The organism is Candidatus Propionivibrio aalborgensis (assembly GCF_900089945.1).
Taxonomy (GTDB): Bacteria; Pseudomonadota; Gammaproteobacteria; order Burkholderiales; family Rhodocyclaceae; genus Propionivibrio; species Propionivibrio aalborgensis.
Genome location: NZ_FLQY01000397.1, coordinates 1 through 12069, shown reverse-complemented (window position 1 = coordinate 12069; position 12069 = coordinate 1). Strand labels below are relative to the sequence as shown.

Sequence of the window (12069 nt, the reverse complement as noted above, 5' to 3'; positions counted from 1 at the left end):
CCTTGTTACTACCCCCTCATTGTAATGACATCACTCTCTATTCGATTGTTGGCTTGATCGCTCGGCTCAACGGCCATGAAAATGCCCGAACGACCAGTCAGTTGCTTTTCGGCTCTCCGTTCTCAGGATTACGCCATGATTTTCCGTCTAACCTAGCCCACTTTTGCCAAGTAACTGAACAATGCTATGGAGATGTCGCGTTTGTTGCGAACAACTTCACGATCCTCCCTTACTTTCTGCGTTTTAGAGACTCGCCATCAAATCCTGAAGCAGTAGGCCTGATGAGCAGCAACGAAGCGGAACGTTTGAAATTCTTTCTCGGGTTACCAGCAAGTCCTGTCGGTGCATTGCTTCCACTAAGGCATTGTCCGGAATGCGCGCTGATTGATCAGAAGGAAAACGGCTTTGCCTACTGGCATAGAGAACATCAGCTACCCAGTTCACTTGTGTGCCCTTGCCATAACGTTCCTTTGCTTCAATCAGGGATCAGAAGAGATGGCACCGGTTGGTCATGCCTCCATCTGCCACTTGATGAGCGTGACCACGGCTCTGGCCCGACACCCTTGGTAGTCGCCCCGCCCCCTTTACTTCGGCAACTTGCAACGCTTGGAAGCCAAGCGCTTCGGGACGACGCCAGTTCTATCGATCCCCAATCTCTGCGCTATGCCTATTTGCATGGATTGAAGCAAAATGGGTTATTGACCCTGACGGGTAAAATCAGAGCTATCGAATTGATCGATCGACTGGAGAAAGCATATCGACCCATCGCCGGCCTTTCCCCCTTCAACCGTATAGCAACACCAAACACCATTGAGGGATTGCTAAAGCTAGTTCGCAAGCCTCGGGGGCCCTCCAATCCGATCAGTCACCTTCTACTCATCAACCTCCTCTTTGGTAGTTGGGAACTCTTTAGAAATGTGCTTTCGTGGGAAATAGAAATTTCTGCGCCTCCGCCACCGGAGACCATACATCCCGCCTCCGCCATATCAGAACCTTGTCCGCCGGAACTTCTGTCAAAACAGTTAGCAAGCATCTCGTGCCGAGTCTCAGTGGGCGATTGCTCGTTAACGAAAGCGTGCCAAGACGAGAACGTTGACATAGGCACAGCCACGCGCTGGCTCGGCAAACTTGGTTGGCTGAACCTGCCCAAGAGACCCAAAAAATTAACACAAGGACTGCGCTCAAAGGTCAGCGCTATGTTGGATCAAGGTCTGCCACTGATTCACATCGAGCGAGAACTGAGCTTATCGAAATCGACCATCGATCGGCTTTGTTCAGAAGCCCCCGAACAGTTGCAGCGCTGGAAAGCAGCCAATCATCGATGGAAACGTGCGAAGTACCGCCAAGCCTTTCTCAACGCACTCGGCTCTCGCACACAACTGACGCGAAAGGATGCGCAGAAGTTGGAAGGTGCTGGATATAGCTGGCTATATCGCCACGACCGCATTTGGTTGTCTGCGTACCTATCAAGTTCACCCGTCGTGTTGCGACGAAAACCCACTCATCGTCGTGAGCGAGTCAATTGGCTGGCTAGAGATGAGGAATGCTCCCGAGCAATCGCCTCACTTGGTCAGCGAATCCACCTGGAAAGCTGGGAAAGGAAAAAGGTGCAAGCCATCTTACGTCGGCTGCCGAAGCTTTCTTTTTCGCCAAGGCTTGATCGATTGCCCAAGAGCAAGGCCGCCATTACTGACTTGCTGACTGCGCTAAATCGAGCACCTATATGTCACCACTCCGAAAGGGTTTTGTGAAATGCTCAATTTAAATATTCCGAAGATGTTGCCCGACGAACTGGGAACAGCCTATTTTGAACACGTTGCGAGTGGGAACACCTTAACAACAGAGGAACTGTTTTCGCGAGTCCGAAAGGCGAAATCTCGTTTGCAGCGCCCATCTAAAGCCCACTTAATTGCAGAAATTGCAGGGCTCTCGGATCAGGATTTTGTCTGCTCACACACCTGTAAGCCTTTCTACGGAGCATTTGAATGTACCTCTCGCTGGTGCCATCCCCACGGCGCAAACGAAAGAGGATCTCCTAACAACCCGATGCTGAACCACCGACGATTCGGATATTACTTATGCCCCCAATGCGCCTCCGAAGATCTCGAATTTTGGGGGCGTTCCTATTGGCGCCGTAGCCATCAGATTGTTGGAGTATCCTGGTGCTCAAAGCACGAGATACCACTCAATGTGGTTACGGGAGAAGTTCTATCGAGTCAGCCACATAAGGTGATCGACGCTTCATGTGAATGCACTTCAACTCCATTTCCCTCTGAGAATACGATTCCGAGGCGCTACCAGAAACTCGTCAGCACTCTACTAGCGTTTCAAGGCCCGGCATTTTTACCGCACCTCATCAGGATACTGCAACAACAGTTAAATAGAAAAAACTATGCCTGCTGGACAACTGCCCACGGGAAGCGCTTTGTCAGCGATACAATTTTGGCGACATGCCCTAATCAATGGTGCCATGATCTATTCCCTGACTTCCAAACAAAGGGGGCTGGGAAGTATTTCCGCGATATTGATGCAATTGAGCTTGGACGAGATGACCAAGCTGTTACCTATGTGCTTGCTCTTGCTGTTTTGTATGGCGATCCGGATGAAGCGGCTTCACTGATATCGCTCCTCTCAGGAGCGCCATCAAGATACCAATCTCAGCCTAGCGATCAAGATGCAGTGAAAATGAGCACTTTGACGGCTGACAACTGACCACATGGCTGAGAGTCAGTCTGTTACGAGTTTTTTGATTGCGCCTCTTAACTAGAGAAGGAAAGCTCTCCAATTTTTACGACTTCACCTCGTCCAGCACCGCATTTCTGGCAAGATTGGAGCCCCAAAAACCGGCGTAGCCACTTACGAGTTTTTTATCCTCGAATACTGTTTCTTTGCAGAAATTAGGTTCCAAATAGTCTGGACAGCGTAATGCTCTCCAGATTTTTTTTGGCACTCAATTGTTCCGCTCAATTTCGCCGTAACTTCGTAAACGCGCCGATCTCCCACTCGCGCATCGCCAGCAGCATTCCCGTACCGCGACGTTTCGATAGCGGTGCTGCCAGGCTTTCTTCGTGAATCTCTGCGAATTTCTGTCGCAGCTTGCGTATCTCTTTCTGCATTTTCACCATCGCCGGTTCGGTCAGCATCGCATGCGAGAAAGCCATGACCGAGTCGCCTTCCGAGAAATCGCTGTTCAGAAAATCCCCTAGTCCCTGTCCCAGAAAAAACATGCGGATTGGCCCTTTTGGCCGCCAGTCGAAATCACGCGCCACGTTGAGCCTGATCCGGTTGCCGGGCAGTAGATGGATCAGCCGCAAGCGGTCAAGCTTGATGAGATGCTGAATGCATTCCGCTTCCGTCAGCGCATAGGTTTCTACAATGTCCCGGATTTCCCACTGATTGAGCACGCAAACCGCAACCAGAAGAAGCTTCGTGTCGGACACCAACTTCCCCTCCTGTTCTTCAGTCAGGGTATGCAAACGGCTTTCGCTCACTGCGGCTTCATTCGACAGTTCCGCCAGGGTAAATCCGAGCAAATGGCTGATCGCGACGACACGGTCAACGCTGAATCGGCGCAGAGCGAACATGCGTTTTACACTAGGCTCTGAAACACCCAACGCCAACGCCAGATCGCGGTAGGTCATGCCCTGAATCTTGAGACGGCGCTTGAGGGTATTCACCAACTGATCGATTTCGTTCATGGCATTTGAGGCACTCGGCAATATAACTCGGTATCGTATACTGATGCCTTTTGCTTTATATGGCGATGCTTTTTAATTTATGGTTTATTTTTTATAAACTTATGTGCATTCTGAGTCCTCGCACACTCAAGAGAAACCACATGAAACCTTGGCGCAAGCATCTTCCTCTGCTCGTTACCGTGTTGCTTTCAGGAGCCGCCCTGGTGCATGGTCCGATTGCGCAACTCCCCGACTATCACGACTTCGCCGATCAAACGCGGCTATTTGGCATTCCACATTTCGCCGATGTCTTCTCGAATCTCGGGTTTGCACTGGTTGCCCTGTGGGGCCTGGTGAAGCTGACCCCGTCCGGTCGACACAGCCGGATGGAGAACGGCTGGGCAGGCTACAGGCTGTTTCTGATGGGTCTTTTGCTGACCGCAATCGGATCGTCGTACTACCATCTCGATCCGGATAACGCACGCCTGGTCTGGGATCGCCTGCCCATCGCGCTGGCTTGTGGTGGTTTGCTTGCCGGCGTCTGGGGCGACACCCGGCAAAGGAGCAGCACCATGCTTGCAGCATTCCTTGGGGTTTCCGCCATTCTGAGTGTGGCCTGGTGGTATTTCACAGAACAGGCGGGTAACGGCGACCTGCGTCCGTATTTGCTTCTACAGGGCTTGCCCATCCTGCTCATTCCGCTCTGGCAGTGGATCTATGACATGCCTCGACATGATCGCCGGGTATTTGCCGGAGCGCTGCTACTATATGTCATTGCCAAGCTGGCCGAGATCGGCGACCACCAGATTGCGACAGCAACAGGAGCATTTACGGGGCACACACTGAAGCATCTGCTGGCCACCGGAGCCGCCGCACTCATCGTCGCAAACCTCATTGAGCGCACTCGGGTGTCGTCACTCGCGCACGTGATGCCTTTGCCGGAAGCAAGCGATCCGCCAAACGGATCAGTCGCAAAAAGCAGTTCTCAATAAGAATGATCGGGGAATAATCATGTTCAAGACCTTAGCGCGCATCCTCTTCAAGGCACTCTTTCGTGTCCAGCTCAGCGGCCAACCGAGCACATTCATCAACACCAGGACGCTGATCGTAGCCAATCACGAGTCCTTTATCGACGGGCTGCTCCTTGGCTTGATGATGCCGGTCGAAGCCGTCTTCGTCGTGCATACGCAAATCGCAAATCGGCCCCTGTTCCGCTTTCTTCTCCGCTTTGTTCCACACCTGGCGGTCGATTCAACCAGCCCGCTGGCAATGAAGCAGATCGTCAAGCTGGTGGAAACCGGACAGCCGGTGGTGATCTTTCCGGAAGGCCGAATTACCAAAACCGGCTCGCTGATGAAAGTGTATGACGGTGCAGCCTTCGTCGCCGCCAAGACCGGTGCCACCATCGTACCGGTTCGCATTGACGGCGCCGCACGCAGCTATTTCGGCCGGCTGGCCGGTGTCTACCCGCGCAAACTTTTTCCCAAAGTAACGATTTCGATCCAGCCACGTCGACATATTCCCATGCCCGACCTGCCCTCCGCCAAGCTGCGCCGTCGTCGCGCCGGAGAGCTTCTGCGCCAGATCCTGCTCGACATGCTGGTCGCCACACGTCCGCAACGGACCCTGTTCGAAGCCTTTCTGGAGGGCAAGGAGACCTTTGGCGCGAACTACAAGCTGGTGGAAGACGTTCGCCTGGTCGAGGAATCCTACGGCTCACTGCTCAAGATGGCGCTCGGCATGATGCGGCTGATGTCCCGTCTGACTGCCCCAGGCGAAGTCGTCGGTGTGCTGACGCCCAATGCCGCACCGACGCTCGGACTGGTTCTCGCGCTGTCCGCAGGCAGGCGTGTGCCGGCGCTTCTCAACTACACGGCGGGTTCGGACGGCCTGCAAGCCGCCTGCATAGCCGCCAACATCAAGACCATCATTTCCTCCAGAGGCTTTCTGGAGAAAGCCCGGCTCACGCAAGTCATCGAGAAACTGTCCGGCATTCGCATCGAGCACCTTGAGGACCTCAAGTCGACTATTGGCTTGAACGACCGGCTGTGGGTGCTCTGGCACCTTGCTTTCCCCGGAGGTGCTGCGCTAGCGCAAGTTCCGGACGACCCGGCGATCGTTCTCTTCACTTCCGGCTCGGAAGGCAAACCCAAAGGCGTTGTCCATTCGCACACATCGATTCTGTCGAACGTCGCACAGATACGCGCTGTCGCCGATTTCACGCCACACGACAAATTCATGATGGCCCTGCCGCTGTTCCATTCGTTTGGTCTGACCTGTGGCGTCCTGCTGCCGCTGGTGTCCGGCTGCAAGGTTTTCCTTTACCCCAGTCCGCTGCATTACCGGATCATTCCGGAAATTGTCTACGACCGAGACTGCACCGTTCTGTTCGGCACATCGACCTTTCTCGGCAACTACGGCAAATTTGCCCATCAGTACGATTTCGGACGTTTGCGCTACGTCGTTGCGGGCGCCGAGAAACTATCCGAAGAGGTCCGCAAACTGTGGATCGAGAAGTTCGGTATTCGCATACTGGAAGGCTACGGTGTGACCGAGTGTGCACCGGTGGTGGCGGTCAATGTACCCATGGCCTGCCGCATCGGCAGTGTCGGGCAACTTCTTCCCGGAATGGAGTACGAACTCGAACCGGTTCCGGGGATCGAGCACGGGGGAGCATTGCATGTGAAGGGGCCCAATGTCATGAAAGGCTACTTCCTCTTCGACCAGCCCGGTGTCATTCAACAGCCACAGTCGAAGGGCGCGGGCTGGTACTCGACCGGCGACATCGTCGAACGTGACGACGACGGATTCCTGCATATCCGCGGCCGCCTGAAGCGATTCGCCAAAATCGCCGGCGAAATGGTTTCGCTCGAAGTCGTCGAGAAACTTGCGGTGCAGGCCGCTCCCAAGTTCGTCCATGCCGCTTCGACGCGTGCCGATGCGGCGAAGGGAGAAGCACTTGTGCTGTTCACGACCGACCCCGAACTCAAGCGGGAACAACTGCTGGCCGCCGCGAAAGCCACGGGTTCTCCCGAGCTTGCGGTGCCGCGAGTCATCAGGCAGATCGACGCGATTCCCCTGCTCGGCTCCGGCAAGACCGACTATGTCACCTTGAAGAAAATGTCAGAAGCCACAGCCAGCGATAGCCCAAGCTAGGGCGAACGCCTCGAACGCCTCCATCGGCCCGACAAACAGCACAGGAAGACCAGGACATGAGTTCGCAATTCGCACTTCTGAAATCACGCCGATTCGGCCCGTTCTTCGGAACACAATTCCTCGGCGCTTTCAATGACAACCTGTACAAGAATGCGCTGGTCGTTCTGCTCACTTTTCAGGCGACGCAGTGGACTGCAATGAAACCGGAGCTTCTGGCCAACCTTGCCGCAGGCATCTTCATCCTGCCATTCTTTCTCTTTTCGGCAACCGCCGGGCAACTGGCAGACAAGTACGACAAGGCCCGACTGGCACGGCTGACCAAAGTACTCGAAATCGCAATCACGGTAATCGCCGGTGCCGGATTCTGGCTGCATAACCTGAGCGTTCTGCTCTTTGCCCTGTTCCTGCTTGGACTGCAATCAACCCTGTTCGGCCCGGTAAAGTACGCCATCCTGCCGCAGCACCTGCACGAGGATGAGCTGGTCGGCGGCAATGCGCTGGTCGAAGCCGGAACGTTCGTCGCCATCCTCATCGGCACACTGGTCGGCGGCCTGCTCGCCGGCGTTGAAGGCGGCACCGTGTGGATTACCTCAGGGTGCATGCTGACCGCAGTGCTGGGTTACTTGACCAGTCGCGGCATTCCCGAAGCGCCGGCACCGGAGCCGACGCTCAAGATCAATCCGAATCCGATTACCGAAACCTGGCGCAATATCGGTTTCGCCCGCGAAAACCGCACGGTCTTCTTGTCGATCCTCGGAATCTCATGGTTCTGGCTCTTCGGCGCGTTGCTCCTCGCACAGTTTCCCGCCTATGCCAAGAACGTACTCGGTGGCACGGTAACGTGCGTCACTCTGCTCCTCGGCATCTTCACGCTGGGTATCGGCATCGGCTCGCTGCTGTGCGAACGCCTGTCGTCGAAACAGGTTGAAATCGGTCTGGTGCCCTTCGGCTCAATCGGCCTCACTGTATTTGGCCTTGATCTGGCCTTTGCCTCCCCGGCGACGCCACCCGCCAGCGCCTTGTCGATCATGCCGTTCCTGATGGCCGAGGGAACAATTCGCATTCTGTTCGACCTCTTCGCCATTGGTCTTTTTGGCGGTTTCTTCATCGTCCCGCTTTATGCGCTAATGCAGATTCGCTCGGAGGCAAGCCACCGGGCGCGAATCATTGCCGCGAACAATATCGTCAATGCGTTGTTCATGGTCGTCGGCGCCGGTGCCGCTGCCGTGCTACTGTCCAGCGGTCTGAGCATCCCCATGCTGTTTGCCGTTGCGGCGATCTGCAACGCGGCGGTGGCGCTCTACATCTACGGACTGGTGCCAGAATTCCTCCTGCGATTCATTGTCTGGCTGCTGGTCCATTCGGTGTACCGTCTCGAAAAGAAGGACCTTGATCGCATTCCCGAGAGCGGCCCCGCGCTGATCATCTGCAATCACGTGAGCTATGTTGACGCTCTTGTCATCACGGCCGCATGCCACCGTCCGATTCGCTTCGTCATGGACCACCACATCTTTCGCTGGCCCATTCTGTCGTTCGTTTTCAAGGCCGGACGCGCCATCCCGATTGCTTCGGCCCGGGACGATCCGGTGCTGCTGGAAAAAGCGTTCGACGAGGTTTCCGCGGCATTGGCCGCAGGCGAGCTGGTGGGAATATTCCCGGAAGGACAGATCACTTCCGATGGCGAGCTTTGCCCATTCCGCCCCGGGATCAGCCGTATTCTCGAACGCAATCCGGTGCAGGTTGTTCCCGTAGCGCTGTCCGGGCTTTGGGGCAGCATTTTCTCCCGACGCGATGGCCCGGCGATGAGCGCCCTGTGGAAGGCACGACCCTTCAGAAGAATCGCCATTGCGGCCGGCGAGCCGGTCAATGCCAGCCAGGCGCTTCCGGATTCGCTCAGGGCCGATGTCCTGGCACTGCGGGGAGAGCTCAGGTGACCCGGTGCCTGTTGGCAGCCCGACCAGAAACCTTACTCGTGAAACCGGACCAGATTGCGTCCGGCCTCTTTGGCCCGATACATCGCGGCGTCAGCCCACTTGAGGATGTCGTCCTGGCTGGCTTCCTGATTGACAAACAGGGCTACGCCGACGCTCGCCGAACAGCGATGCTCGATGGTGGTTTCGGGCTCCCGTTCGGAACTCGTATTCAGCACAAAGGGTTGTGAAAGGGCGGAGAATATTTTCTCGGCGATGACGCCGACCTGAACGGTAGACTCGGTCTTGTCGGCGTCCAGCTCACTGATCATCAACACAAATTCATCGCCGCCAAAACGCGCCACGGTGTCCATTTCGCGCACACAGCTCTTGAGACGTTTTGCCGCCTCGACCAGCAGCAAATCACCAACGACATGGCCCTGCGTGTCATTCAGCAACTTGAAATTATCCAGATCAAGGAACATCACGGCGCCATAGCAGGCGCTGCGTTTACTGGCCGCCATGGCCTGGTTCAGGCGGTCGGAAAGCAGGCGACGGTTCGGCAACTGCGTGAGCGGATCGTAAAACGCTAGCTGGCGCACCTGCTCTTCCATCCGCTTGCGCTCGGTGATGTCGCGCGACACGACGACCACCCGTGCAATCCGGCCCTCGTTGTCCCGAATTACGCTGCCGCTCGACTCCATGGTGTGGCTACTGCCATCGGCCAACTGCAGGCGATAAACGATTTGTTGGCCGATACCGGTTTGCACGGTCTCCCTGAAAACCTGTTTGACGCGCTCGCGGTCGTCCGGATGGATCACGGTGAAGGAATCGGTGCCGCGCAACTTCTTTGGCGAGCCGAAAAACTGCCTGTACGAGGGGCTGTTGTAGATGCGCCTCCCGTCCAGATCAAGGACGGCAATGAAATCGCCGATATTTTCCGCGATCAGATGAAAGAACTCCTCCTGTGCACGCAAGGCTTCTTCAGTGCGTTTGAGCTCGCCGATGTCATTCAGCACCATATGGATTTCCGGTGCCCGGTCGCGATCCGGTAAGGTAATGGCGTTCAGTTGTACCCAGAATAGCGATTGGTCCGGCTTCATCAATCTCAACGTGCAGGTCTGCGACTTACCGGTTTCGGCGATCTGTTTGCAGAACTGCATAAACACGCCCTGGTCATTGCCGTGAATAAAGCGCAAGAACGGCTGCTTGACCAGCACGCTACGCGTCACACCCAGCAAGCTGGCGGCAAAAAGGTTGGCCTCGGTGATCAACAGCTGCGTGCAGACAGTGCAGTAGCCCACCGGCGCCAGATCATAGAAATCGAAATAGCGCGCGCGAGCGGTGTCCAGCAACACCTGCGACTGGCGCAGCGTCTCGTTCTGCATTTCCAGCTCGATCTGATGCACGGACAATTCGAACAACGTCTTCCGGATTGCCTCAGGCGTCAACCCTTCAAAGCGCTTTTTCGATTTTGCCGCTTTCTTGAGAGCAAGCGCTTCGGCACGCAGGCGGAGTTCCCCAGTCATCCCATTCGAAAAGGGGGTGTCACTGGCATGCTGCGCGAAAGCACCGGCGTCAGGTGCAGCAGCAATGGAGCGGCGCCTGGTTTGCTTCACTGCCTTTCTGGCGGTCATAAAAACCCTCAGCGCGTCTTGGCACCGCTTTTCAGCATAGTACAATTTCCGAAGATTCCCAGTTTGGGGCAATCGTTCGGCCACGAGCCCAGAGCTCGATTGCCCAATTGTTTCACCACCTATTGGAGGAACCAGCTATGAAACAGGTTTTTGGAACGAGAAATGGATGGGCTGCACGCTGCCTCGTGGCCATGATGCTGGGCTATGCCGTACTTGTTCCCTTGGCCAGCGCCGACAGCGACGCCGTCGTCCGCGAAGCCGGCGGTTTGAGTTATGTGTCGGGAGGCGTTGGCGAGGAATCGCTCGACCGGATGAAGGTGCTCGTCACCGACTTCAACCTCAAGCTGGTGCTTGCGCTGAATACTGGCGATTACCTGAGCGATGTCAGGGTCGCCATCGCCGACAGCAAGGGCAAGACGCTGGTAGACACCACGTCGGAAGGCCCCTGGTTCCTGGCGAAGCTGCCTGCTGGCACGTACCAGATTGTTGCGACCTACGCTGGCACGGAGGTCAAGCGGCAGGTTACCGTCGGCCCGGAAAAACTGAACACCGTCCATTTCCGCTGGTAGCGGGGTAAGGAAAGCGATCAGGCAGCGTCCGGACAGACCATCGGCAATTCGTTACATCAGGATCGAGAAAATGCTGCTGTAATCGTCTTTCCAGGGCTGAAAGTTGCGCCGTGCGGCAATCGGCGTCGCATCGATGAGCTGAGGCTTGTTGAAAAAGGCGCGATCCGCGCTGATCAGCGCCCAACGCGAACGGAAGATGAGGCGTTCGCGATCGCCCTCGAAACTGACCAGACGAATGTCCTTGTCGAAGTGGTCGGCGGCGGATTTCACCACCGGTTGCAAATCGAGAAAGCGGTTGGTGATATGCACGGCCAGCACGCCATCCGGCTTCAGATGCCTGAAATACTGGGCGAATGCCTCAAGGGTCAGCAGATGGACGGGGACCGAATCGCCCGAAAAGGCGTCGACGACCAGAATATCGAACTGCTGCGCTGGCTCCAGTTCCAATTGCAGGCGCGCGTCGCCCAGGACGATTTCCGTGCTGGCGGCGGTGCGTGAGAGATAGCTGAAGTTGTCACGCGCAATGTCGATCACCAGCGGATCGATTTCGTAAAGCCGGAAGTAATCCTCCTTGCGACCGTAGCTGACCAGCGTGCCGACACCGAGGCCGACCACGCCGACGCGCAACGGGCCGCTGGCCGCCTTGATCTGCATCGCCCTGCCGGCGCCGCCTTCGGCACTGTAGTAGGTCGTCGGCAAATCCAGTTTGTCCTTCGCGAGATGCTGACGGCCGTGAATAATCTGCCCGTGCAGCATGCTGCGGTAGTCGCCCTCGGGGTTGGCAAAGACCTGCAATGTGCCGTAGAAGTTGCGTACCGTGACTTCCGAGCCGCTGATCTCGCCGAGATGCTCCTCGACCTGTATCCAGCCCAGCCCCAGTAGCAGAAACACGGTCGAGGCAATGCTGGCGTTGCGCCAGAGCGGGCTTGGAAAGTTCGCTTTCGGAATGACCGCGATGGCGGCGACAACCCCGGTGAGCAAGATGCCGATCGACAGTTCGTAATTGCTGTTGAACCAGTAAGGCGCGATGATGCCGACAAAGAATCCGCCCACGACGCCGCCGACCGCCAGCATCAGGTAATACCCGGTCAAATGGCTGGGGTGCGGTTGCAGTCGGGCG

9 protein-coding genes are annotated in these 12069 nt (G+C 56.3%); 6 read left to right on the top strand and 3 right to left on the bottom strand.

Going from position 1 to position 12069, the window contains the following annotated elements; translation table 11 throughout:
* Positions 1-2 precede the first annotated feature (2 nt).
* Positions 3-1751 (top strand): TnsD family Tn7-like transposition protein, encoded by a 1749-nt coding sequence (locus PROAA_RS18115; RefSeq protein ID WP_222102359.1) that lies wholly within the window; start codon positions 3-5, stop codon positions 1749-1751.
* 1 nt (position 1752) lies between these two features.
* Positions 1753-2712 carry a TniQ family protein gene (locus PROAA_RS18110; protein WP_186412691.1) on the top strand — a complete coding sequence of 320 codons (960 nt, stop codon included), beginning with the start codon at positions 1753-1755 and terminating at the stop codon, positions 2710-2712.
* Between the two features lie 251 nt (positions 2713-2963).
* Here the strand turns inward: PROAA_RS18110 and PROAA_RS18105 are convergent, their stop codons facing one another.
* Positions 2964-3698: a helix-turn-helix domain-containing protein gene (locus PROAA_RS18105; RefSeq protein WP_186412690.1), complete on the bottom strand. Its 735-nt coding sequence runs from the start codon at positions 3696-3698 to the stop codon at positions 2964-2966.
* Positions 3699-3838: 140 nt separating this feature from the next.
* On the opposite strand from PROAA_RS18105, the gene PROAA_RS18100 reads away from it, so the two are divergent.
* From PROAA_RS18100 to PROAA_RS18090, 3 genes are read left to right on the top strand one after another with little or no spacing between them, the layout of a single operon-like run.
* Positions 3839-4669 (top strand): alkaline phytoceramidase, encoded by an 831-nt coding sequence (locus tag PROAA_RS18100; protein ID WP_186412689.1) that lies wholly within the window; start codon positions 3839-3841, stop codon positions 4667-4669.
* Positions 4670-4688: 19 nt separating this feature from the next.
* Complete coding sequence (gene aas, locus PROAA_RS18095) at positions 4689-6833, top strand: bifunctional acyl-ACP--phospholipid O-acyltransferase/long-chain-fatty-acid--ACP ligase (protein ID WP_186412688.1); 2145 nt, start codon at positions 4689-4691, stop codon at positions 6831-6833.
* Between the two features lie 56 nt (positions 6834-6889).
* A complete protein-coding gene (locus tag PROAA_RS18090) occupies positions 6890-8767 on the top strand; it encodes an MFS transporter (protein ID WP_186412687.1) in 1878 nt (625 codons plus the stop codon).
* A gap of 32 nt (positions 8768-8799) precedes the next feature.
* Here PROAA_RS18090 and PROAA_RS18085 read toward each other — a convergent pair whose 3' ends face one another.
* Entirely contained in the window at positions 8800-10380 is a 1581-nt protein-coding gene (locus PROAA_RS18085; protein WP_186412686.1) for a sensor domain-containing diguanylate cyclase, read from the bottom strand.
* A gap of 137 nt (positions 10381-10517) precedes the next feature.
* Between PROAA_RS18085 and PROAA_RS18080 the strand changes: the two genes are divergently transcribed.
* Complete coding sequence (locus PROAA_RS18080) at positions 10518-10949, top strand: carboxypeptidase-like regulatory domain-containing protein (protein ID WP_186412685.1); 432 nt, start codon at positions 10518-10520, stop codon at positions 10947-10949.
* A 51-nt stretch (positions 10950-11000) separates the two neighbouring features.
* Here the strand turns inward: PROAA_RS18080 and PROAA_RS18075 are convergent.
* Positions 11001-12069: spermidine synthase (locus PROAA_RS18075; protein WP_186412684.1), on the bottom strand; the 1069-nt coding region annotated here is incomplete at its 5' end.

Bases quoted from the DNA above. Each gene is read 5' to 3' on its own strand.
- PROAA_RS18110 (WP_186412691.1), top strand. From the start codon at position 1,753: ATGCTCAATTTAAATATTCCGAAGATGTTGCCCGACGAACTGGGAACA.
- PROAA_RS18105 (WP_186412690.1), bottom strand. From the start codon at position 3,698: ATGAACGAAATCGATCAGTTGGTGAATACCCTCAAGCGCCGTCTCAAG.
- PROAA_RS18100 (WP_186412689.1), top strand. From the start codon at position 3,839: ATGAAACCTTGGCGCAAGCATCTTCCTCTGCTCGTTACCGTGTTGCTT.
- aas (WP_186412688.1), top strand. From the start codon at position 4,689: ATGTTCAAGACCTTAGCGCGCATCCTCTTCAAGGCACTCTTTCGTGTC.
- PROAA_RS18090 (WP_186412687.1), top strand. From the start codon at position 6,890: ATGAGTTCGCAATTCGCACTTCTGAAATCACGCCGATTCGGCCCGTTC.
- PROAA_RS18085 (WP_186412686.1), bottom strand. From the start codon at position 10,380: ATGACCGCCAGAAAGGCAGTGAAGCAAACCAGGCGCCGCTCCATTGCT.
- PROAA_RS18080 (WP_186412685.1), top strand. From the start codon at position 10,518: ATGAAACAGGTTTTTGGAACGAGAAATGGATGGGCTGCACGCTGCCTC.